At 57.0% G+C, this 23906-nt stretch carries 14 protein-coding genes; 3 read left to right on the top strand and 11 right to left on the bottom strand.

Going from position 1 to position 23906, the window contains the following annotated elements; genetic code table 11:
- Positions 1-840: 840 nt before the first annotated feature.
- Complete coding sequence (locus BCCGELA001_RS28710) at positions 841-1248, bottom strand: hypothetical protein (RefSeq protein WP_060736863.1); 408 nt, start codon at positions 1246-1248, stop codon at positions 841-843.
- 1907 nt (positions 1249-3155) lie between these two features.
- Between BCCGELA001_RS28710 and BCCGELA001_RS28705 the strand changes: the two genes are divergently transcribed.
- Positions 3156-4382, top strand: a complete 1227-nt coding sequence (locus BCCGELA001_RS28705; RefSeq protein ID WP_008557933.1) for an MFS transporter — start codon at positions 3156-3158, stop codon at positions 4380-4382.
- A gap of 409 nt (positions 4383-4791) precedes the next feature.
- On the opposite strand, the gene BCCGELA001_RS36285 is transcribed toward BCCGELA001_RS28705, so the two are convergent.
- From BCCGELA001_RS36285 to BCCGELA001_RS37440, 10 genes are all read right to left on the bottom strand, one after another.
- A complete protein-coding gene (locus BCCGELA001_RS36285; RefSeq protein ID WP_083543415.1) occupies positions 4792-5820 on the bottom strand; it encodes an LLM class flavin-dependent oxidoreductase in 1029 nt (342 codons plus the stop codon).
- Between the two features lie 226 nt (positions 5821-6046).
- Positions 6047-7144 (bottom strand): histidinol-phosphate transaminase, encoded by a 1098-nt coding sequence (gene hisC, locus BCCGELA001_RS28695; RefSeq protein ID WP_060736861.1) that lies wholly within the window; start codon positions 7142-7144, stop codon positions 6047-6049.
- A 1443-nt stretch (positions 7145-8587) separates the two neighbouring features.
- Positions 8588-10114, bottom strand: a complete 1527-nt coding sequence (locus tag BCCGELA001_RS28685) for a class I adenylate-forming enzyme family protein (RefSeq protein ID WP_060737898.1) — start codon at positions 10112-10114, stop codon at positions 8588-8590.
- Between the two features lie 284 nt (positions 10115-10398).
- Positions 10399-10701, bottom strand: a complete 303-nt coding sequence (locus BCCGELA001_RS28680; protein WP_008557916.1) for a hypothetical protein — start codon at positions 10699-10701, stop codon at positions 10399-10401.
- Positions 10702-10830: 129 nt separating this feature from the next.
- Positions 10831-11649, bottom strand: a complete 819-nt coding sequence (gene trpC, locus BCCGELA001_RS28675; RefSeq protein WP_008557914.1) for an indole-3-glycerol phosphate synthase TrpC — start codon at positions 11647-11649, stop codon at positions 10831-10833.
- Between the two features lie 14 nt (positions 11650-11663).
- Entirely contained in the window at positions 11664-12677 is a 1014-nt protein-coding gene (gene trpD / locus BCCGELA001_RS28670) for an anthranilate phosphoribosyltransferase (RefSeq protein WP_060736860.1), read from the bottom strand.
- A gap of 1693 nt (positions 12678-14370) precedes the next feature.
- The gene (locus BCCGELA001_RS28665; protein ID WP_060736859.1) at positions 14371-15978 is read right to left on the bottom strand and encodes an acyl-CoA carboxylase subunit beta; all 1608 of its coding nucleotides are present in this window, start codon (positions 15976-15978) and stop codon (positions 14371-14373) included.
- A 1-nt stretch (position 15979) separates the two neighbouring features.
- Positions 15980-16483: an acetyl-CoA carboxylase biotin carboxyl carrier protein subunit gene (locus BCCGELA001_RS37445; protein ID WP_144441521.1), complete on the bottom strand. Its 504-nt coding sequence runs from the start codon at positions 16481-16483 to the stop codon at positions 15980-15982.
- 1 nt (position 16484) lies between these two features.
- Positions 16485-17960 carry an acetyl-CoA carboxylase biotin carboxylase subunit gene (locus BCCGELA001_RS28655; protein ID WP_060736858.1) on the bottom strand — a complete coding sequence of 492 codons (1476 nt, stop codon included), beginning with the start codon at positions 17958-17960 and terminating at the stop codon, positions 16485-16487.
- A 257-nt stretch (positions 17961-18217) separates the two neighbouring features.
- Positions 18218-18568 carry a hypothetical protein gene (locus BCCGELA001_RS37440; protein ID WP_144441520.1) on the bottom strand — a complete coding sequence of 117 codons (351 nt, stop codon included), beginning with the start codon at positions 18566-18568 and terminating at the stop codon, positions 18218-18220.
- A gap of 1028 nt (positions 18569-19596) precedes the next feature.
- Between BCCGELA001_RS37440 and BCCGELA001_RS28650 the strand changes: the two genes are divergently transcribed.
- Positions 19597-19797 (top strand): cold-shock protein, encoded by a 201-nt coding sequence (locus tag BCCGELA001_RS28650; protein WP_083543413.1) that lies wholly within the window; start codon positions 19597-19599, stop codon positions 19795-19797.
- Positions 19798-22278: 2481 nt separating this feature from the next.
- Positions 22279-22698, top strand: coding sequence for a CBS domain-containing protein (locus BCCGELA001_RS28645; protein WP_060737896.1), 420 nt, complete (start codon positions 22279-22281; stop codon positions 22696-22698).
- Positions 22699-23906: the final 1208 nt, after the last annotated feature.

Below are 23906 nucleotides of genomic sequence, written 5' to 3'. Positions count from 1 at the left end.
AAGCTTTGGATGGCAATTTCATTGATCATCGCGCAATCTCAGCAGATATTCACGGGCCACAGCTGGTGCTGTTGAGGTCCGGAAATGAGGCGGACAGTCTGTTATCTAGCCTGCCAACCAGCACGCCATGTCTGCATCGATCGACGGCGGCTGTTTCATTCTATCGATGGATCCGAAGCAATCGATAATTAGATTGGAGCGCCTGAAGGTTTCGGCGGCTGGCCCTAGATTTTCAAGCCTTCGTCATCGAAGTATCGATCGAAACGAGGTCGGCGTTGTCGCCGAAGCTGTCGCGCCTTCTCATCTAAGCGCCCGTTGTCGAACTCGATCGCCACCACCTTGGTGGACGAGGCGGTCCAGCGATGTGTTTCTCTGACATGTGCGGGTGACCACTATCCACGCGCTTTTTAGCGCGACGCGGGGGCTGACCGGGCGTCGAGCCATTCCGAGAGGTGTCGTCTCCGCCGAGCTCAATCTAATCTTCGAGCGGTCGCCCCTTGCCCACCCCTCATTCAATTCCGGATGTTGGTGATGCCAAGGATCGCGGCTGTCATTGGTTTGCAGACGGTCCTTCCGTTCCCGGTCTTGAAAGCCCGGTAAGCTTTAGCGAAATCGTCCGCTCTGGCAAAAGAGGGAGCGCGCGCCGGCGGGGGGAGCACTTGAAATATCCCGCATCTCGCGGGTCCGTTCCACGCTTGTCCACGGGCGCTCATCTTCCCGACAACAGAGAAGCTTTATCTTGACAAAGCGCGAAAATTTAGAAGGGTAATTGCCAAAGGAAATAGAGAAACCAAACGATGGACCCCCAGAAAACTATTCCTCGCATTATGAAACCCAGTGTCATTGGCGAACCGCAGCCTTTGATGCAGCTGAGTGCGCATGCCGCTGTGCCATAGCGACTTCATTGATCGCGTCCGCCAGTCCCCCTAAGAAGACTTGATACCACGTATCGTCATCAGGCAGCTCCCACTCCCGCAGAGTGGCGACGTATCGGATCAGCGCGATAAGGCCCTCGATCGTGGTTGGCATCGATTTGATAAGCACATTAGCATGCTCCGTGAGAGCCAAGTTCCGTTGGCTGCTGATTTCGTCGGCGGCACCAAATTCGGAGGCTTCCTCTAGCTTCGCCGAGACCGACGCGGCAATATCGTACTGGGCGGACAGTTCGCGATGCTTATCGATCACGACGAAGATCGGATCCCGATCGGCTGGAGCAGCCGAAGGCGTGGAAAGTTCCTGCGATGACATGCTGGCCCCGGGGGTAAATGCCAACCCGAGTTAGCATGGCAGCAACGGCGATAATCAGCGTAGAGCGACCGTCATTCGCAGTCTTTCTGCTCAATGGGGTTCCGTAGTAGGTAACACTCACGAACACAAGAAGCTCGTGCCGCCTCAGAATCGTCCGTAAAGCGGCGTACGCAACGAGGGCGATCATAGATGGGCCATAAATTCGATGAGGCATCGAATAGGCAAAAAGTGGCGCGACGGCCGCGCCGCATTGCCGCCATCGCGGAATCCCAAGCGCTCATCCACGCCGCTCGGGTCAGATTGTTTTCATACATCTCCTCGATATAGCGGACCGTGTGCCGGATTTCGAACGCCGGAGCTGCTTTTCGAGATCACCCTTCGGACCCCTAAGATGGCATCCGCTGCTGGCATTCTTCGATCCGAAGCAGTAGCGAGGGGGTCTGCGAATCCGTCGTTCATAATAGGACAGGTTGGAACAGGATGGCGAGGCGCTAGTTAGCAGCTGGGCGGCGCGCCCTCGCTGCTGAGGCTCCGCAACTGCAAGTCTGGCGAAGCGGTCTTCCTAGCCAAGCAGCAAGAAGATGGAAACTACCATACGCGCGTGAATACATCCGCTCCCTTCACTTTGCTAGGCTTACCGTTCTTATCAACGTAGAACAGTGTCCAAGACGATGCCATGTGAGAGCCCCTAATATCTCCAACCCAGCGAGTGATTGAATTGACTTGGAAAAAGTAACAACGGAGTACAAGCCGGTCGAACTAACGGATCTCGACGCAGGATACGGGATGTTCTAGCACGCGAAGCCTTGAGCATGTTTGTGAAAATCCCTTGTACAGCCCCGCCATTGACTGACCAAATAAGCAGTTCAGAACCTCGTTCATTTTTCAGTATGACGGAGCGTGAAGCTCCTGTGCCATGGCATCGGCGGAAAGCAAGAGGGATTGGACGAGCAGGAAAAATCTCAGAAGTCTTTTCATGTAGAGCTCCAGAGAGTGGTTCGTAGATCGTGTAATCTGGTGCAACTGAGCTGGCGTGTTCTGTTCTGTTCTGTTCTTATCTCGCGTTCGGCAGCGAAATCCGGCGCTTATACGCCAAGTTGCACTGGATCGGAGCGCAATCCGCACCATTACCTCGCGACTGTCCGCCGTTCGGCTATTTTGCTCTTCTTCTTAGGCCAAAATTCTGATCATGCGCCGATGCTGCCTCTTCGGATATCTAATCGACAGAGCGCGTCGTCTCGCACCTGAACGCATTCTTCGCCAAACGCAGGCCGCTGGTGCACGCACTTGAGGCTCTCCTCGGATATCGTAGCTCGAACCGGGTCAAGGATAGCGCAGCGCTTCTATCGCTCACGCGAATTTTAGAAGGCGCGGAATTGCGCAACGTTCTCCTGAATGGCATGAGCGCTTTTGCGGCGCAAGCACGCTTAGTTGCGCCAGCGGCCGTAAACGGCGCCCATTCGCCGGCAATGGCGATGTCAGCGAGGGAGGCCGATTCTTGGGCTAACGCGCATGTCAACTATTAAGGCTAGTTGTTGATCGAAGGCACGGAGGTGGCCAACTGTGGACTAGTGAACGTTAGTCCGGGCGTCAGGCGCTCAGATTAGCTGAGCCTTCGTCGCGAAGCTGACTGATCCGCCGGCTCCCTGCGCGCGGAGTCTGCTGACTAAAGCACGCTCCAGCAGGCTTTTGGAAACAGGTCATCTCCGGGGTTATATCGGCAAGAAGCATGGAAGTTGCTGAGGAAACGACAAATCCGGCTGTTGGGCAGGAGGTCCTTGAAGGCGTGTACAATGCCAGCGTTGGCGCAGGATCGTACCGATCGGACGACGTGGACGACCGCGTTGTGGGGACGGCCCTCGTCACCGCCATTCCGGTTCGATGCAATCTCCGTCATGAGTTGCGGGATGCGCTGCCCTGAACATGCACAAGAAGCTGAAGAAAATGGTCATGACCTCATCCCTTCCGATGCGAGAACGAAACTCGCCCTTGCCGCCCTGACCATCGGTGCCTTCGCGATCGGCCTAGACACTTTTGTCATCATTGGCGCACTTGGCGTGATCTCTCGTGACCTAACTATTACAACTGGCGCGGCGGGCTGGATCGTCTCGATATACGCAATCTGCTACGCCGTCTTTGCGCCGCTGAATGCCTGGATGTTCAAAGCCGTGACCCGTCGCGGTGTCCAGATCCTGTCCCTCACCATCTTCCTCGTCGGCAATCTGGTCTGTGCGATCGCGCCCGATTTCATAATCCTTGCGGCAGGTCGAGCCGTTTCCGCTTATGGCGCCGCGATGTTCACCCCGGCAGCTACCGCGCTGGCTACCGAACTCCTGCGTCCCGCGCGCAAGGGGGTGGCGTTGTCCCTCATCTTCGGTGGCATGACCGTTTCACAGGTTACCGGCGTTCCGGCCACCAGCTGGATCGCAGATGCGATAGGCTGGCGCTATGCCTTCGTCTTCGTTGCCGTCGTTGCGCTTCTCACTTTGCTGGTCTTCACCTCCATGAGGTCCGTGATACCCGCTCAGGCGCCGGAGCATGGAAAAGGTCGTACCTCGAAAGACTTCCCCAACATCATCTATGGTGTCCTTTCCGTAACACTGTTCGTGGTCGTTTCCGAATTCGTCGTCTATTCCTACATCAGCGTCTTCATCACTGGTTCACTGCTTGACGGAGTCCCGCTGCTCTCATCCGCGCTCTTTGCTTATGGTTTAGGAGCGTTGATCGGAAACGCGGCCTGCGGCGCTCTGACCGATCGCTTGGGCTCCTACAAGGTCCTCATCGGGGCAGTCACCGCACAATTAATTTTGCTGGTAGGACTAGTTGCATTCGGGCGACACGGTTTCCTCACGCTGCTCATCGCCTTTCTCTGGGGGATCGTGAGCTACATGTATCTTGTCCCCATCCAACACCGTCTCCTCGGTTTAGCCGGGGGAAGGTCGAGGCTAGTCCTGGCGATGAACAGCTCGACCATCTTTGCAGGCATCGCTATCGGCGCCTTTTTCGGCGGAATTATCGTCGAGGCCAACGGGGTTAAATCCCTTGCCGGGGCGTCCATACTGATTGGCCTTGTCGGCCTCGGACTTGCGATTGTCTTCGTGCGGGAGGCAGAACCGGCACGAAGCGGCGCGTAGGGCATAAATTGGATGCTGGAAGACAAGTGGCGGACCCGGGGCGGCGCAACAGTTTGCCGTGTGCGAACAAAGATATCGGAACGCAGGCAGCCTAAGGAGGTGCCTAACACGCCGGCGATGACATTGGCTGGGGTCGAAGAACGCCAGTCGTATCGGATCTCGTGAGGCACTCGCCGCCACCATGTTGTCGTTTGCCGAGAGTACGCATTCGAAGTCGTGAAATCCACTTCACACGGATGACGAAGAGGCCTTAAAATATCGGCCTCCTCTTGAACGTGCCGCAGAGACCTCAAGAGATCGGTCTATCGCTGCCGCGCCGACCGGTTTGCGGGTGTGCTGTGCACAGCAGTACGTTGGAACTCGTCGATCATCTCACGCAAAAGTTGATCTGAGTGGATCAAAAAACCATTCACCGCTCTGGGGCGATGAATTCAGAGTGGATCGCAGCTGCCGTGTTAACGACTGCGTCGACAGGGAGGTTTCCAAATGCGGGTTGGCAAAGAAGATAGTTAGCACCAGCCTCTTCCAGATGATGAAGAACGGTCTGCCGCACAGAAGCTTGCGTTCCTACGACGCACAGTTCACTTTCGATTGCGGCCTCGAAAGTCGGAGGAAGATTGGCGGGCAGGGATAGGTCGTTCAACTCGTATAGAAACTTAAAGCTGGTGAGCCAGCGTTCGTAAGCTGGTGCGGCGAGCGAATAGGCCTCTGCTTCAGAACGACCAATCACGATCATGCGGAGCAAAGCAATAAACCGGTCCCCACCTTCATCGGGGTGCTTGGTTTTCTCATGAGCGCGAAACACGTCGCTGACTTTGCGAACAACAGAAGACGGCCCCACGCACGCAAGGTTTGCGCCATTTGCTGCTGCCCAACTGGCGGACTCTAGCCGATTTGTAGCGACCCATGTCGGAGGGTGCGGACGCTGGTGGGGCGAAAGGGTCAGGGGAACACCGTCGAGGACAAAATGCTGCCCCCGATAGTTTAGAACTCCGCCATTCATCGCATTAACAAGGATTTGGGAAGCTTCTTCGTAACGACTTGGAGCCACATCCGCGTCCACCCCGAAATAAGTTAGTTCCATCGGGAGGGAGCCACGCCCAATACCCACTTCAAGTCTGCCATTACTCAAGTGATCCAACATGCAGATCTCCTCGAACGCACGCAGCGGGTGATAGAGGTTGAGCAGCATGACCAATTGGCCGACGCGAAGCCGCCGGGTGCGCTGTATCACGCTGGATAAAAACAGGTTGGGCGAGGGGCTTCGTCCATGGGGTGTACAGTGATGCTCCGCGAGATGATACGCATAGAATCCGAGGCGATCGTAGGTCTCGGCCAAGACCAGGCGGTCCGCATATTGGTTGGCAATACTGCGCCCATCTTCATCAAAATGATCGAAGATGCCGCAAGTCAGATTTGAACCAAGGATGTTAGTCACTAGACGACCTCCAGTGTGAGGTTGAGGACCGCTGGCTGTCGAAAGCTGAAGCGGCTTGGCGAAATGCGTTGCTTTTGATGCAGGGCTCATGCCGCCTGCAGCGATAGCTCTGCGGATCCAGAGCGTACGTCCGACAGCAGATCGAAGAGGCGGCCTGGCGAGGAGCCGGGCGGGCGCGCCAAACCTTCTTGCTCACGTGCCCGACGGTTGGATGAACATGACGGACTTAAGAGCTGTCTGCTCCCAGACGAATCTTATCGATGGCCTCAAGAAATGCGTCCATCTGGTTCCTTGTACCGATGCTAACGCGAATACAATCTTCTAGACCGTCATTCGGAAAGAAGGCGACAAGGATCCTCTGACGCTCCAAAGCGCTCTGCCACCATTTGCCGTCCTGACCCGCAGGCACACGGGCGAGGAGAAAATTCGCGTGCGAGGGTATCACAGAGAACCCGAACTCGGAGAGCGCGCCCGAGACTCGTTGCCGTTCATCCTTGATGTGGCTGAGGATCTCGTCGTAGGCGCGACGATGCGAAAGGACGCTCATGCCAACGGCGTGCCCAATCACACTCATGTTGAACATATTCTGGAAGTTACGAAGCCTCCCAATCAGCTCGGGATGTCCGAACGCGAAACCAATGCGAATGCCCGCGGTTGCATAGCTCTTGGAGAACGTACGCAGAATCAAAAGATTTGAATATCGGTTCACCAGGTGGAGCCCGTTCTCAGGCGCGAAGTCGACATACGCCTCGTCCAGCACGACCAATCGGTCATACTTCGCTACGAGGCGCTCGATCTCAGCGACTGGCACGAAGGCGCCCGTCGGATTGTTCGGATTAGCCAACAGAATGAATTTGGCATGTTTTGCAGGTCCGAAGAGAAATCTGTCGATCGGCAGGCGGTCAAGTTCGTTGCCGCGGACTTCAATAAACTGCGCCCCTTGTAACGATGCTAGCTTACGATTGAACGAGAACCCCGGCGACAACATTGCGATGCTGTCACCCGGAGTAAGAAAAGCTCTATAAACCAGGCTAAGAAGTTCAGATGATCCATTACCAGCCATGACGCGGTCGGCAGACATACCATAGGCGGCGGCCGCTGCTTCCCTCAAGGTGATATTGTCATGCTCCGGATACAGGTATTGCCGCTCTAGCGCTGTAATTGCACTTCGCATCACAATGCTTGGCAACGGAAATGGATTCTCATTCGCATTTAGCCTCATGAAACAATCAGCCGGGGCTGGCCGGCCCGCCGGCAGAGCGTCCAATTCGCGAGCGATCGGAGTAAGCGATGACAGCAGGCTCCGTATTTTTGCGTCTGTCATGATTCTCTTTCGATCTCCGGTAAAGAGTTTTGCGCGAGAGGCGCGCCAAGGGCGCCGAAAGCTGGCGGACTGGGACGTTCGAACTAAGCAGTCTTAGTGCGCTCGAGCGCATTGAGTCAGGCGCCAGCGAAGGTGAGCTGAAGTCACCTGTGCGGGTGGGCTATCTCGATGCTGTGAGCAGGACGAAACTCAACTGATCTGAACGACCAAGACGCTTTTACTGTCCGTCGTCTTGAGCTCAGAAGCTATTATCTTCCGCATCACACACCTCCGTTGTGAAAGGATCCAGAGATCCAGTTCTTCAACGAGTGACGTTCCAAGCTGGCGGAACTCTTTGATGGCGCTATCGATGTATGTCAGCCACGAACGAATGGGTCTGCAGGTCTTGTCGGGCGAAGTCTCTCGTTCAAAGACTGGGGCCATATCGATCATCCTCGCGCTGTCCAGTACAATCCTCTATCCTTCGCTCAAGCAGTTTCCGACCAATCATCCTCGTGGGGCCTAAACTCATCCGTCTCCCGGCACTCCGTCGAGAAGTGCTGAAGCTGAGCCTCTGAACCCTAAGCCGCGGCCTAGCCGGAGTTGGTGTGGTGATGCACACCGCCTCGTTGTCTTAGATCGTACAATTTGACGCCACGTACGATTCAAGCCCCTAGAGCGCCTTGCGATCAATTTACTGGGCGCCACAGCATCGAAGGCGTTGGAGTTTGTGCTGGCGAGCGCGACGCCTGCTTCAGCAGAACCAGCACCAACGTGGACCGACAGTCTACTTGCACGGGCTGGAGGTGGAATCTGTGGAGAGAGCAGGCCACACCGACCTTACGTTTGGCGCCGATGTTTAGGTCGGCAACACGCTGGCTAACGCCAAGACGGGCAATTCGGGGCCCACGTGAAGACGATGCTCTGCAACGGCTTGACGATCCCGCACTGGTAACCGTCCTCCTCCAGATGGAGGTGGTGATCAAACCGCATCGAGCGTACGGTCCTCGACCAGGCTGCTGCGACTTCCCGCATTACACGCTAAGGGCGTTCATCTCGGGGCAGAAGCGGCGGGTGACACCACCAAACCAAGCGCGCTCCGAGAGAATTCCACCTGCCGAGCCGGTCGTCGCCAGATCAGATCCGAGTGCGGCACGGGCAATTAACGATGGTATCGCGAAGGAGACGCCATCGACGTGGTCCTCTAGTGCGGGCTATTACTTCCGGACCTCGCCGTGGCGAAAACTTGTGTTGCGCCAAAGTGTCTCTTCTGGCTCGGCTCGTCCGAGGTTCTTGATTCTTACGGACGACTAACTGTTGTAGTCGACAACTCTGAACCGATTACTGCGATCTTGTGTGACACGGAAGGCCCAAAGCAGATTGGACGCGACGATGGCTTGAGTACCAAGTGGGGCTTAAAGGTAGATACTACCGTTGGTGTCCGATCCTATAGGTTCAATCTGCCTAGATTTGACTGCTTGTGCGGGCATCGAGCTCCTTCAACTTGAAATGCTGGAGTTTGCCGAACTCCGTTTTCGGCAACCCATCCGTAAAGATGATTTCGCGTGGCGCCTTAAAGCCTGCGAGCTGCGCCTTCACATAGGCGATCAGCAGGTCCGCCTCAATCCGGGCCCCGGGCTGCTTGACCACATAGGCGACGGGCACTTCGTCCCAACGAGGGTCGGGTCGGCCGATAACGGCGCACTCCGCGACATCGGGGTGCCCCGTAAGCACCCGCTCTACCTCCGCCGAATAAATGTTTTCTCCGCCGGAAATGATCATATTCTTCTTGCGATCTAGTACCCAAAAATATCCATCCGCATCGTGGCGACCGACATCGCCAGTATAATACCAGCCATTGCGCAAAACCTCGCGGGTTGCATGTTGGTTGTTCCAATATTCGCAGAAGAGATTGGGCCCGCGTACTGCAATCTCGCCTGCAGTGCCTGGCGGTAGCCTATCGCCGGCATCATTCATGATTGCCACTTCGCAGCACAGGCCCGGCAGTCCGGTCGAACCATCACGTGTGAGATCGCCGCCTAGCCGTGTATAGAGAGCAATTGGACTGGTTTCCGTCGAGCCATAAACCTGCAGCACCGTTACGCCGCGTTCGACCAATTGCTTGATAACGTGCCTTGGCACCATGGTTGAGCCGGTGGAGATGGCCTTCAGTGAGGATACGTTGACCATCGGCCACCCGGGATGACCGGCCAGAGCTTGGATCGTCGCTGGCACCAATACAGTTAGCGTGGGTTGATCGTGCTCGAACGCTGCAAGGGTCGCCTCTGGCGTAAACCGCTCGTGGAGCGTGACGGTTGCGCCGTAATGCAGCGCTGGCGTGGTCAGAATGTTGAGGCCGCCGACGTGAAATAGGGGCAACACGGACAGGATATGATCGCTCGGGCCGAGACCATGCATGTGCCGACTCATGACGCCATTCCAAAACAAGGCTTCCTGGCGCAGCACAGCGCCCTTGGGTCGTCCCGTGGTTCCCGACGTATAGACGATCAGGAGTGGACATGACAGATCGACATACGCGTTGCGGTCATCACCGCGCGCTTCCTCAAGCAGCTCACACCATTCGCTTCCGCCGACTGGGTCAAAGTCGAATCCTATAATGCTTGCCGAGGGCAACTGCTCCGCTAGCATCGGGAGGAGCCTCTCAAAGGCCGGTTCAAGCACAAGGACTTTGATACCAGCGTCGGACAGGATGAAGAGCTGCTCGGTGATCGCAAGCCGCCAATTCAACGGTACGAGAATTGCGCCGAGCCGGGCGCAGGCATACAGCAGAACGAGATAGTCAGGCCGATTGAGGCTAAGGATCGCAATGCGGTCACCTCTCTCGACGCCGAGCCGGACTTTCAAGGCTCGCGCGGCCTGTTCGATACGGCCCAACAGAGCACCATAGGTCAACGTGGTCCCTTCAAAGTGGATTGCGGCTTTGTCGGCGTCGAACGCCGCGTTGCGCTCAACCAGAGTGCTAAGATTTATCATCAGTCGCTCGCCGCTTTTGTCGTTGACATCGTCGTCGTTCCCACGTGTCATGGAAGGTCAGATCGTGGTTCGTGGAGTTCGATTGCGTGTCATCGGTTAATTGAGGAGCGGCTCTCAGGCGGTCGCGGGGCCGCTACGCCAAGACATCCCAAATCCGACTTGGACCGCCACCAGGCCGCTCCCCTTGCTCCCCGATAACGGCCGGCGGCAGATACCTGCGGCAACCCGGGGGTAACGTCTACTGGATAGGCCGCCTCGCTACGGGAATGGGACGTCCATAATCAGAATTGCTTCTCGATGTGCACGCGAATTGCGTTTGCGTCGACATCGATCCAGTTTAGCTCGCGGGCCAATTCAACCATCTTACGGTAAGCTGTTGCCCAGGAGTTATCGTCATGCGGCGTGCCTGGCAGAACGGGAATAAGATCAACAGGGACCAGTGCATTATCCCTGTCCACGATGATAATTCCTCTTAAAGCAGGCGATCCTACAGGCGCTTCAGCCTTGAATACGAGCTTAAGCTTACGGAAATCGAAGGGATCGTGAAGGTGTAGGCCACGTTTACGTGAGTATTCGATGATCATTGCGATACGTTTCGAAAGAGTAGGCCGGGCCGTCAATGTAGGTCGAGGCGATTGCTGGCACGCGCATAGGCCGATGCCGGTCTTGCCGAACGGGAGCTAATCGCGTCGGAGCGGAGGATTCTGCGTGCATCAATGCGTTCCGGGCCTAACGGCAGGCCGGTGAGATAGCAGCGCATGGGTTGCTGTCGTGACATCTGATTGTCGCATCAAACTCTCGCCGACGAGGAAAGTTGAGACGCCCACCCGTGAGAGCCGCTGCAGATCGGAATTCGCAAAGATGCCGCTTTCGGAGACGCTCAAACGGTCTGGTGGAACCAGCGGCGCCAGCGCTTCTGTGATCGCTAGGGTTGTCACAAAGGTACGCAAGTTACGGTTGTTAATGCCAATCATGGGCGAATGAAGCCTTAGCGCGCGCTCGAGCTCCTCCCGATCATGGATCTCGATTAGGACGTCCATACCATATGAGTGTGCGGCGGCTTCGATCTCGTGGGCAGCGCCGTCGTCGAGAGCCGCCATGATGATCAGGATGCAATCAGATCCATAGGCGCGCGCTTCGATTACCTGATAGGTATCGAAGATGAAGTCCTTTCGCAGTATCGGCAGACTTGTTGCAGCTCGCGCCGCCATCATAAAATCGAGATGTCCCTGAAAGGACTTCCCATCCGTTAGGACCGAGAGGCAGGCTGCTCCGCCGGCTTCATAGGCTTTCGCCAGCAAGGACGGATCGAAGTCGGCGCGAATGAGGCCTCTAGAGGGGGATGCCCTCTTTATCTCGGCAATTAGTGCGTACTCGCGCGCAACATGCTTGTTGCGGATCGCGCTGACAAATCCGCGTGGTGCCGGAGCACGCCGTGCAAGCGCCTCGACCTCTGATAGCGGAACTGCTCCCTTGGCGTAGATGATCTCCTCGCGCTTATAGGCCTCGATCCTGCTCAGAAAGTCCGACATTGGCTATCCCGTCGTCAAGCGTTTGACACTTCGATCAGACGTTTCAGTCGGGCGGCTGCGGCGCCCGTATCGAGTGATTGCTCTCCAATGGCGACGCCCTCCTTCAGGGTCTTGACGTAGCCGGCGACCACCAGCCCTGCTGCGGCGTTGAAAATCGCGATGTCCCGATACGGGCCTCGTATGCCTTCCAGCACGCGTTGTAGCGCCAATGCGCCAGCGTCGGCATCGCCGCCCTTTAGACTTTCTCCGCTACAACGAGTAAGGCCTGCTTCCTCCGGCGTCACCTCGAATGTGCGGATGCTGCCCTCGCTAAGTGCGGCGACTAGAGTAGGACCGGTAAGAGTGAGCTCGTCGAGCCCATCCAAACCATGCACGACCCAGGCCGACTCAGCGCCAAGAGTCTTCAGCACTTCCGCGAAAGGCTGCACCCACCGTCGCGAAAAAACCCCCACAAGCTGCCGCGTGATCCCTGCCGGATTGGCTAGCGGGCCCAGCATATTGAAGATCGTACGAGTCGCAAGCTCGGCCCGTGTCGAGCGGACGTGCTTCATCACGGGATGATGGATGGGCGAATACATAAATCCAATCCCAGCTTCGCGCACACAGTTGCCAACGCGATCGGGATCCAGATCAAGCTTCACGCCGAGCGACGCGAGGACGTCGGCGGAGCCTGAGCGTGATGAGGCCGCTCCGTTGCAATGTTTTGCAACTGGAACGCCGGCGCCTGCGACAATGAAAGCGGCACATGTGGACACATTCACGGTGCCAGAACCATCCCCTCCGGTTCCGACAATGTCGATTGCCTCGGCGGGCGCGCTGACCCGGAGCATCTTGCTGCGCATGGCCGAAACCGCTCCCGTGATCTCCTCGACGGTTTCGCCCCGCACCCGCAGGGCCATCAGGAGCCCGCCAAGCTGTGAAGGCGTGGCCTCGCCAGACATGATTATTTGGAATGCTGATGCTGCTTCTTCGTGGGTCAATCCGGCGCCGGTGGCGACTTTCGCAATGCTAGACTTGAGGGAGTCCATGGTGAGTGCGAGCCCAATCTTAGTTGCTGCTGGTCGCGGAAGTTGGTGGGTGATCTGGTAGTCGGGTGGACGAAGGGTGTCGTCGGCCCTTCATCTCGCGACAAAAGCCGAACCTCCCTCAGGAGCTCACGACAAATACGTCTATTCGCCGGGTTCCTGGCCGTCGCACCGCAGGGAAAGACGGTGCCTTCGGCTGCGGCCGTTTCGTTCTTGCGCGGCGTACCGCCCGCCCGTGACCCAGAGTGCCCTGCGGCTCGCGTCATAAGTTAGAAGTCGATGCACACGGGGCCTTCCTCTATGCTGCTCTTTATAGGCCCGATCGCGCTAGTACCGTCGGGGCCAAATAGATCGAGGTTGGCGCCACGATCAGCGTACAGGCTACAACCTGACGCAACGTGCGTTTCAAGCCCTGCGATGGCGTTCTAGCGGCTTATTCTGCCGGACAGTCGTTCACGGGCGCAAAGCGACAATCATCGGCCGACGCCAACCATGGACATGTAGAAGGATCACGCGAATCGACAGTCGCCAAGGCGAAGCGGCGATGTACCGGAATATCATCGTACGATGTCGATCGTTCCGATCAGCCAATTTCGAGAATGGCATCGGGACCACAATGCCTGGCCTACGTCGAGCTCAGTGAAGCGTTGAGCACCTCTAGCGCAGGTAGACCGTGTTTCAATTTGGGCGACCGGCGCGATCTTTGATTCACCGAATTACGCTTCGAATGCGACGTAGTAGGCATTGGCGCCGCGTTTGAGGTGACGCGAATAAGCTGTATCGGGCCGCGGAAGTCCACCATCGCACTCACTTATCACTCGAGCGCAGTGCAGCTCGCCTAATGACGATCCGGTCTGAAGGCAAGAGCCATCATGCGCTACGGCTGCAGGCCAACGTCAATCGGGGCAGCAAGCTCCCTGACGGGCGGGGAAGGTACTTAACTCCGCCAAAGACGTGTCCATATCGTCTCAGTGCGAGCGATTGTCAGCCCGGCTTTCTCGAGAGCACCCAAGATGTTCTCCGCAGCCACCCGCGGATCTTTGTTGAGGTCATCCGATAACGCGCGGGCGATGAGCGCAACCGCTTTGTTGCGCCGTGCGCAGTCGTAATCGGCATACTCGCCGCAAGCACTACACGCCCTCACCGGTCGGCCAGTCCAGGGATCGTGCCAGGCACTCTGGCACCATTTATTCGAGTGACATTTTGGGCACAGCATAGACGCAGATTCCTTGAGTGTTGAGCTTCGCGCGATCTCGTAGTCGGCTGCACGACTGCTTTGGGCTACGTCTGCATCAGGGTTGGGCACAAGCCAGCCTGCAGGCGCCAGAGACGAGCAACACGATCGAGGCGTGCGGCGTAGAACCCGACATATGAGAGGAAGCCGTTTCAAACTGGGCCGCGCGAAGCCGACTCAAGTCGAGGTTCGCGGCTGATGAAGTCTGGGGAGTGTTCGCTCTGTCGTCGAGCCGGGCGCAACGCCATACCTAATCCCTCAAAGTGCGCCCAGACCCAAGTCTTGCGGATTATACGCCGACGGTGTGTATGGAGCTCTCCGACGCAGGGCCTCCTTCGTGAGTGGGTGCGAGCACGGCGCTTTGGCCGCGCGTCTGGGAAATGCGAATGGTACGCCGGCTCTGGTGTAGCGGAGGAACATCGTGTCTTGCCTTCATCTGATCTCGATCCCCGGTGCCCGCCGCTACATTCTGAAGACGCCGTAATGGGGCGCCGCGATGGGTGCATTGAGCGAGGCGCTAAGAACGATAGCAAGGGCGGTCCTGGTGTCCACCGGATCAAGAATTCCGTCGTCCCATAGTTCGGATGTCGCATAGTAGGCGTTCGACCGTTCCCGATACTCTTCCACAATGGGCTGACGAATGGCTGTCAACTCCTCTTCCGAAAGTCGCCTACCCCGGCACGCCAATTGCTTCGCCTTGACATGTGTGAGCACGCCCACCGCTTGTTCGGCGCCCATTGCTGAGATCTGAGAGTTCGGCCAGGAAAACAAAAAGCGTGGGTCAAAAGCCCGTCCTGCCATAGCGTAGGTGCCGGCTCCATGGGAGCTGTTGCAAATAAGCGTGAATTTGGGCACAGACGCTCCCGCCACCGCCATGATCAACTTAGCGCCATCCTTGGTTATGCCTCGCCTTTCGTAGTCTCGACCAACCATGAAACCGGTGGTATTCTGCAGGAAGAGAAGGGGTGTTCGGTTCTTGTCGCACAACTGAATGAAATGAGCGCCTTTCAGTGCGCTTTCGCTTATGAGCACACCATTGTTTGCCAGGACACCGATTTGGTAGCCGTGGAGCTGTGCAAAGCCGCACACCAGAGTCTCGCCGTAGCAAGGCTGATATTCGTGGAAGCGACTGCCATCGACCAGACGGGCAATGACCTCTCGCATCTCAAGCTGCGCGCGTGGATCCCTTGGAAGGATACCATACAGTTCTGACACATCGTAGGCCGGCGGCTCCGGGGCGGCCCGGTTGATCAGGGTCTTCGCGGGCAGATGGAAGCGAGCGATGAGGTCACGAGCGATCGCAATCGCATGTGCCTCGGACCTGGCGAGATAGTCGCACGTCCCCGATACGCTCGTGTGCACGTGGCCGCCACCAAGCTCTTCTGCAGTAACTACCGCGCCGGTGGCAGCCTTGACAACCGGGGGGCCGCCGAGAAAAATCGCTCCCGTGCCCTCGACGATGATGTTGTAGTCACTGAGTGCCGGAACGTAGGCGCCCCCCGCGGTGCAATGACCCATTGCAATAGCGACCTGCGGCACTCCCATCTTCGAGAGTATGGACTGGTTCCGAAAGATTCGTCCGGCATGGTATTTATCCGCAAAGAACTCGGCCTGCATCGGTAGGAAACCGCCAGCGCAATCACACAAATGAATCACAGGCAGGTGATTCTCGATCGCTATGTCCAAAGCTCGCACGATCTTCTTGACTGAATGCGGATACCAGGCCCCCCCTTTCACACTGGGATCATCCGCGTGAACGATAACCTCGCGACCAGCAACGATTCCAAGGCCAACGACTTGGGCCGCACTCGGCACCTCACCGTCGTACGCCCTATTGCCAGCCAGCGTCGAGAGCTCCAGGAACGGCGTATCAGGATCGAGTAATGCCTCGATCCGATCACGAACGAACATCTTGTTCTGTTGCTGCAGCCGCTTGATTTCTCGCGCTGGCCGGTCGAAGCGGATGGCATGCTGGAGCGCCTTCAACTCAGTTGCAAGCCGCTTATTGTGAAGTTCGTTGGCGCGAAACCCTTCCGATCTCGGGTCTACCAGAGAGGCGATCCGCTGCATTCTAAATTCCTTCCTCTACAAGGCTAACAAGTACAGCGTCACGCTCGAAGCTTTCGCCTTCTTTGAAATGAATGCGGCTGACGACGCCATGCTTTGGAGCGCGTATGATGGTTTCCAACTTCATGCTCTCGATAGTCATCAAGGCTGCGCCGGCGGCCACGGGTTGTCCCGGCAAAATGTTGATGGTTAGCACCATCCCAGGAATTGGCGCACGGGCCTTCAGTTGATTTGTTTCCTGGCTCGCCGAAGCAGGGGCCTGCATGGGATCGCGATAGCGCAAGCTGCGCGCCAGGCCACGCATATGCAAATGGACAGTCTCACCATCAAAAACGAATCTAACTGGCTCGGACTCACCTGCTATAGTGAGGGTACCGCGACGCTCAGCTTGCCGGGAGAATTTCAGCGAGGCAATCACCTCATTATCCAAGCGAAGGCGATATCCGTCTTCGTAGCGTACAAGCCATAGGTGATATTCTACGCCATTGACCTCAAAGCAGTGTTTCACCTCAATTTCTCCAGCTTCCTAACACCACGTGAAGCTCGGGTACAGCATCCGCGGAGTCTCGGACCTGTCTTGTCAGCAGAGCGGCTGCTGCCAAGAAGACCGGCAGTGCGACCCCGGAGCCACTCTCTGCAAGCAACGGATTCCCGTCGAGATATCCCGTATGAACGTGGCCGCGTAGAAATCCTTCATCCGCGAGGATGCGCGCCAGAGAGCCCGCGTTTGTTTCACAGCCGAGAAGTACCAATTCCCGGATAGCGCGACCTGCCTTCTGCACAGCTCCCAAGCGTGTGGGCGAATGCACAATAATCTTCGCGAGCAAGGGATCGAATGCGGTCGTAATTCTCTGACCTTCCGAGATGCCACTGTCGATCCGTATGTCGTCGCCCTCCGGATACTCGAGCATAAGTATTTTGCCGGTTGTGGGTGCGTACCCTCGTTCGGGCGCTTCTGCACACAACCGGACTTCGATTGCATGACCACTTTGCAAGATGTCGGATTGCGAAAATCCGAGTTTACAGCCGGCGGCGGCATAGATCTGTTCGGCAACAAGATCGATGCCGGTAATCATCTCGGTCACTGGATGCTCGACCTGTAAACGCGTGTTCATCTCGAGAAAATAGAACTCTGTCCCGTCAAATATGAACTCAACAGTCCCGGCATTATGATAGTTGGCCGCACGCGTGATTCCGACCGCGGCGTCGCACAATCGTTGACGCATATCGGAGGTTAACGCAGGCGATGGCGTTTCCTCGATGATCTTTTGGAATCGTCGTTGGACCGAGCACTCCCGCTCGAAAAGATGCAAAACGTGTCCGAACGTGTCACCGAGCACCTGAACTTCGAGATGCCGCGGATGTTCGATGTATCGTTCGACATAGAGCCGACTGCATCCGAAGTATCGCTGAGCCTCACTGCGAGCTTGCGCAATCGCGTCCTCTAGCGATCCGAGATCGCGCACAATCCGCATTCCCTTACCGCCGCCGCCCGCCGAAGGTTTGACGAGCAAAGGGGCCCCGACTGCTCGCGCGCGAGATATGAATGTCCCTGGATCGTCTTCTTCAACTGCGCTAGGTGCGACCGGAAATCCGTTCCGCTGGACGAAGTCGCGAGCGCGAATTTTATCGCCCATCAGTTCTATGCTTTCGGGAGCCGGACCGATGAAGGTGATGCCAGCCTTTATCACCGCGCGGGCGAACTCGACATTCTCCGATAGAAAGCCATAGCCAGGGTGAAGGGCGCCGGCCCGCGCTTTGTGAGTAGCAGCGATGATCTGGGCGATATCGAGATATGCCGCAATGGGTGTACGCCCGCTGATTGGTATAGCGGCGTCGGCCATCGAGACCGCGGGAGTGTCCGCATCGATCTCGTGGTACACGATTGCGGAGCGAAGCCCAAGCTTGCGCAGTGTCTTGATGATACGTACGGCAATCTCACCTCTATTAGCGATCAAAACTGTATCAAAGGGCAATTGTTTCATTTTCCAGATCTTCGTCAAAAGCCAAGCCGACTTAGGCCTCGTTTAACGGCGTTGTCGTCAGATGTGACGGCGGCCTACATGGGGTGCCGGCTTGGAAGAGTTGAATTGCTTCGGAGCATGCGGGGCGAGGGACTCGGGGAATTCGGATGGTCCAATTCGAGCTGCAATAGGTCGTAACGCGCAGCTCTCTCAAGCCGCAGGTCGCCATTGATGCTTGATCACAGAGGGCCCGGCCTGCTTACTTATGGAACTGTTGATCAACTGCGCGCGCCTGCTGATATTTCGTTGGCATGGTCATCGGCTTTCTTGTCGATCAGCACGATGATCGCGGAAGGATGGTCTCGTCTCGCTCCTTCGCTGAAACCGAGCGCCACATGCGCAAGCTCCTGCTCGTTGGAGCCCAAGACCTGACAAGCGCGGCGTGAAATCTCTCCGGTTGGCTGCAGGCGAAGAGCCGCGTCCGTCCGCTGGCTGATGCATTGACAAAAGTCTCTAATCCCCAACGCATCAAGCCAGGAAACCAGTGGGCATTGAAGGTACGACGCACCTTTCGTGGAAGTTCTCGAGGACAGGCTGGGGCGGAAAGTGCGCAAAAGATTGTGAGACATTCCCGAGTTTCCTTAGCCGGAAGCCGTTGGGTGGCCAGACACGGTCGCGCCTGCGTTAAGATCCTACAATCTGACGCCACGTGCGGTTCAAGCGTTATGTCGAGATCCGTACATCCCACCAACGACAGGGTGGATTGAACGACAGAAGGCGTCATCGTTGGCCGCTGAGAGGCCCAAGTCGAGCGGTGCGGAGATCTTAAGAAGCGTGTTCGCTGCGCTTGAATGCTTTGCGCGGCTGACCGAATACCAAGCTATCATTGAAAGTGATCGACAGACGGCGACAAATGGGCAATGTGGAGCGCGGCCGACGGGCTCTTACAATGGACACGTGTCGCATTGTCTTCTTCCATTAGATGCTGTTCGTTTGCATGAACGTGAAGAGAATGTTCTGCGACAGTAAACACTGGCGGCGTCGTGCTGAAGCGGTCCCGCCGTCGCGAGGTTTCGGGGCTCTACAGGTGGGCGGTCGACAATCAAGCTCCTCGGTGCCAGTGTGCCATCCACGTCTCCTCTTTGGAAGGCAAGACACGGGACTTTGCAACGCTGTTAGCCAGCCGCGACGAAATCAAGCTGAACTGTCGTCTAGCAATGCTCCGCGGTTTAGACGACAGACCGATCGTTCACGTGTAAGAGCTTGCCGTGCGCTGGCCGCGGCCATCTTCCGAAAGGATGATGCGGCCCCATGAATTCTTGAACAGCCGATTGGTCTGCCTTGCGTCTTCCTATGGCACGGGCGCCGCCCTGCGTGAGGCTTGGGCGAAACGAAAAGCCGATCTTGACTGCACGACGATGGACTCGTTACATCCATTGCCGGATGTCAACGCGGGCGACGTGCATCGGATACGATGCGTACAAATGGGCGAGAAGGGTCCTTGTGATCCCTTGATTTCGATCCTGTTGCGATTTCGGTGCGGTGGAGTGAATGCAGCTATACCAAGCGCGCGTCGGCGTTTAGCCATCGGCTCGCCGTCACGCCGAGCGAGCTATAACCCGAGCGTGTTTTATCAAGGAGCGATACAAAATTGGCGATGGGGACTGTGAAGTGGTTCAATGCAATCAAAGGCTATGGAGTCATCAAGCCAGATGAAGGCGGTTCTGACGTGTTCGTGCACATATCTGTGGTCAAGAAAGCGGGGCTGAGCGAACTGCCAGAGGGGTGCAAGGTCAGCTACGAACTAGTGACCGGGCGCCATGGCAAAACATCGGCAGAAAACCTGCGCATTGGCTAAGCTCTACTGTCGTGAGCCTCGATGCCACGAACGTTGCGCCTGCACTACCATGGCAAGTCGTCGCGAAGGTATGAAACGCTAAAGCGAGCCTTCAGGGCCGCGTGCTTGGCGCGTGATATCTTGCGCGGGACGGGGCATAGACAAGCCAGGCGCATGAGACATCCGCTCACTTGGTTCATCCGGACAGCTGGCCAGGATCTTGAAGACCCTATCTGGAACGGAACGCCCCGCTGAGGAGCAGTCAGCGCCAGATGTGGCCGCAGGGACAGCGAAATCGTGCCAGACCTGCCTGTGCTCAAGTGTCGCGCGCAGCCTGTGCTGCCCTCTGAAACGTCTTTCATTCAAACGCACCGATAAGAAGACGGTAGCGATGGAAAAGCGCGATTAGGAGGCGTGCAGCCAAGGCCGAAGTGTCTCATCTAAAAGCCTAGAAGGAACGAGAGCGAGGGTCGCTCGAATGCCGAACCTTTAAGAGGCTCCCTCGGAGCGGGATCGGCCAATTTTCCCGGCCAGTGGCGTTGCGCCGACCGGGGACGACGACAGCGTTCGTGTTAACGAAGTAGTCGCAATGTCGACCTGACCGAGAGCAAGTTACTTACATAGTTAGGAACAGCTGCCCGCCGCGCGATTCGACCAAGAACAGCATTCGAGCTTGAGCGGATATCCCGAACGAGCGACAGCGATGCTGACAATCGCCTTTTCCGTCGCGGTAATCGTGGCGGGCCACATTTATGTCGAGCAGCGCACATCCAGCGATCCCGGCAATCATCTGATAGCTCGGCAGGCGAGCGTCAAAGATGGATTGGATATTTGCCGGGTGACGCTACTTAGCGCCCACATAAGATCCGGGCGGTGGTAGGCCGCGGCTGTCGTTCGATCGTGAACTGATCCCATTTCGGTTAGCTTCGCCGTCATGGAGGACCTCAAGCGGGACATGCCATCCTGTCGAACAGCGGGCGGGATCGGGCGGACCGCACCAGGCGCCTCGCCACGCGCGTACCGGAGCTCGACACCTTTTCCAAGGGGCTAGTCGAACGCCTTGGATGCTGAAAGTGTCCAAACGATCGCATTAGGAACTGACCTAGGTCGCTGCGGTTGCCCGAAGGAAGTCGCCCATGCGCAACGTCAAGCCCGGTCAAGTTCTTCTCATCGCGGCGTTGTTCACCATGCGTGGCCTTGCGTGTTCGGCATCGCGTGGGCCTGGAGCGTAACCAAAGGAGTGGAGGATGCCGCCATGGACGAAAATGGATGCGCCCTTGGTCCGGGCTCCCTCTCGCTGGTCATCGGCTGCGGAATGATGGCGTTGATGTCTTCGGCAGCCGGCATGGCTATGACGACGCCGCAGACCTGCTTCGAAACAAGGAGTCAAAATAGATGATGAAGTGTATTGCTTGTTTCTGAGCCTCATGGTCGGCAGCTATTCATTCGTCCTGGCTCAGAGCAACTCGGGCGGCTCCGCCGTGGGACAGGCAACGACTAATTCCTCGAGCGTGCAGGGCACCGCAGGAACGAATGTCGGCGGCACGGTGAATACCAACCAGGGCAACAGCTGCGGCGATAATGCCGCAGGCGGTCAGAGCGCAGGAACGAGCCGCACCGGCCACCCCCCTACGAACAATGTGTCATCCAGGTCGAGCAGGGAGAAATAGTGCTGAGTCGAACTTTGCTCGTCGCATTTATCACGTGTGAATGTCTTAGCGACTTCTCCCATTGAACTTTCAGGTCAGCGCTCGTGCGGGGGCAGGGCAGATGTTGCTTCTGGAATAGTACGTGTCCCATGTGACGCACGCGCTGGTGCGGGCCTGCAACCTGATGCCTGGTATCAATCATACCAGCGCGGCGGCATGTCGGGGATAGGATCGTCTTTCGTGCCCGGACCATTGTCGGGCCCTGGGCGGGCTCACTGGGGCGAGCGGGCACACACGATCCTTGCGACGAACGCGAACGAGGCTCTTAAGCTCCTCGAGGACTATGCCAGCGCTCGTCAGGGGCGAGGCCCTCGTTGCGTGCCGTGGCAATCTCGGCCTCGGGCTGCTCCAAGGAACAAGCCAGACGAACAAAACCGGTCGCGATGATACTAGTCGCGCCGTTTCTGCTCCTCGGATTGCGCGCGATGGTGCCGATATGGTCGATGCCGTTTCAAAGGTTCGGCGAGGCAAATCACGATAGCGAGGTCATCAAGGAACGGATGAGACATTGCCTAGGCTCGCCTGCAAGACCGGTCGGCTTAGCTGGAGCCCCATGGTACGGGGTCAAACGAGACGAAGCCGCGCCGCAGCCTAAAAAAGCTCCAGCTCAGGGGGCCTGCTCGTTGCCGGCCTGTGGACTTTCCCAGCCTGCGTGCATTGGACAATTCACTCGTGACGCAGCGGCTCATCTCATAAGTGTTGCTCGCTGGTTATTCCATACGTTTGACATGGGGCAATATCTTTGCGGCGAGGTATGCTAGAAACCATCCGGAACGAAAGCGAGGGCGTGGCGGTGTACAAGTTTCTCGAGCAAATAGTTGCCGACTACATGACACGTAAACCCAGGACGGTCGGGCGCGACACTACGATGCGCGAGCTTGGCGAGCTTTTCAAAACCCAAGACTTCAACGCTTATCCAGCGATCGACGGCGAGCAGGTGCTCGGCATAGTCTCAAAGCTCGACTACCTATCCTGTTTTGTCTTCTCGGCCGCACGCATGAGTCCGCGATACCCGGATCTGATGCAGCGTACGGTAGCCGATGTAATGAGTTCGGAATTCATCTATGTTGCCCCGGACACCAGGCTCACTCGGGTACTTGAGCTGATGGTCAATTATCGTCTCAGGAGCGTGCCGGTGCTCGATGCGGATCAGCGGCTGGCCGGCATCATTTCCCGGGAAGATGTCATTCACGCCGTGCAGGATTGCACCTAACAATGCAATCCTGATCAAAAGGATCTGAACATCGAAGATTGATGACCTTCAGCGGTGATACCTCAATTGGGGCAAGCCAAGCTCAGCCATGAGCCACATCTCAATGCATCTAGATAGGATCCATCAGTGCGCTGAAAGCGAAATCCCACGGACAAAATGCTAATTGCGCTGGCGGGATCATGCTATTCCGGATCACTTTTGGCACAATACTCAACATCATTTTTGGGGGAGGCAACGTTCTGTCGGCAAAGACCCTCCCGGTAAGTCGTGGACGGCTGAAGTGTCTCGTCCCGACTCAGCAAGTGTTTGCCGCCCGCTTCGCAAGCAAGGCCGCCAGCGAACTGGCGTCCAAGTGCTTAGCGCCAGCTTCACCGGTGGTTCGGGTATAAGTATCGCTTCCTCGCTCCGAAACTAAACCAGACGGGTGACTTGCCATGTCAGGCGAGCGCGATCGCAAGCTCCGTTCGGCGCTGGGTAGCAATACACATTAACGAACATTCCGTCACCGCTGGCGCGAGGATCTGGCTATTGACACTCTCCTTTCCGCGGGAGGAATTAGCCGCCCCGTCAGTCGCCCGACCGGCGCCAAGGAGCTGCTCTTTATTCATTCCATCTCCGGTTGCAGATTGCGGTTTGATTCAGCGCCATGTTTGGGGACTGCTTCGCACTGCACCAGCACGTAATCGTTAAACCGCGTGGCAGCAATCACCTCATACTTCACGCAGACCTTCCAAAATTCCGGCTGCTCCCCTCGACCGTTTCAGCAAACGATTTCGCTGCGGCAGGTAAATGCGGGGGGATGCAGGGACGCCTACCAACCATAAAGTCATTGCGGCTGACGCAGTAGATCGTTTTGTCAAAGTAGCGCTGGTCCGCATGTAGTGCTCGCCGATCGCGGCGCGATGTGCAGCGTTCGATTGCATCATTCTCAAGCTACGTCTGCGTGGGAAGTCGGAGCGCATAGATACCGGCCCAGCGGTGGTGACCGAGTTTGAGATCGCAATGCGACAGGAGCCGCCGATGTCCCGACGATTTTCGGATTGCTGTCGATGCCGCCATGCTGCGTGCTTTGAGGAAGCCTTCGTCGAGCTGGAGCGGAGGCTCTGGAGGGAATCCACGCGTTTCGCTCGCCAAATGTTTCTTTCAGCAACTGACGAAGATCTTTCCAAGCCGCGGAATGGAACCGTGCACTCGGTACAGAGCTAAGT

It is taken from the genome of Bradyrhizobium sp. CCGE-LA001 (genome assembly GCF_000296215.2).
Taxonomy (GTDB): Bacteria; Pseudomonadota; Alphaproteobacteria; order Rhizobiales; family Xanthobacteraceae; genus Bradyrhizobium.
Note: the sequence above shows the minus strand (reverse complement) of the source record. Positions and strands in the feature narration are given on the sequence as shown.

What these genes read in the sequence shown, in the direction of transcription:
- hisC (WP_060736861.1), bottom strand. Translation starts at nt 7,144, where the DNA reads ATGACAGACGCAAAAATACGGAGCCTGCTGTCATCGCTTACTCCGATC.
- BCCGELA001_RS37440 (WP_144441520.1), bottom strand. Translation starts at nt 18,568, where the DNA reads ATGTCTCACAATCTTTTGCGCACTTTCCGCCCCAGCCTGTCCTCGAGA.
- BCCGELA001_RS28710 (WP_060736863.1), bottom strand. Translation starts at nt 1,248, where the DNA reads ATGTCATCGCAGGAACTTTCCACGCCTTCGGCTGCTCCAGCCGATCGG.
- BCCGELA001_RS28665 (WP_060736859.1), bottom strand. Translation starts at nt 15,978, where the DNA reads ATGCAGCGGATCGCCTCTCTGGTAGACCCGAGATCGGAAGGGTTTCGC.
- trpD (WP_060736860.1), bottom strand. Translation starts at nt 12,677, where the DNA reads ATGGACTCCCTCAAGTCTAGCATTGCGAAAGTCGCCACCGGCGCCGGA.
- trpC (WP_008557914.1), bottom strand. Translation starts at nt 11,649, where the DNA reads ATGTCGGACTTTCTGAGCAGGATCGAGGCCTATAAGCGCGAGGAGATC.
- BCCGELA001_RS28680 (WP_008557916.1), bottom strand. Translation starts at nt 10,701, where the DNA reads ATGATCATCGAATACTCACGTAAACGTGGCCTACACCTTCACGATCCC.
- BCCGELA001_RS28705 (WP_008557933.1), top strand. Translation starts at nt 3,156, where the DNA reads ATGCGCTGCCCTGAACATGCACAAGAAGCTGAAGAAAATGGTCATGAC.
- BCCGELA001_RS28655 (WP_060736858.1), bottom strand. Translation starts at nt 17,960, where the DNA reads ATGAAACAATTGCCCTTTGATACAGTTTTGATCGCTAATAGAGGTGAG.
- BCCGELA001_RS28650 (WP_083543413.1), top strand. Translation starts at nt 19,597, where the DNA reads ATGGGGACTGTGAAGTGGTTCAATGCAATCAAAGGCTATGGAGTCATC.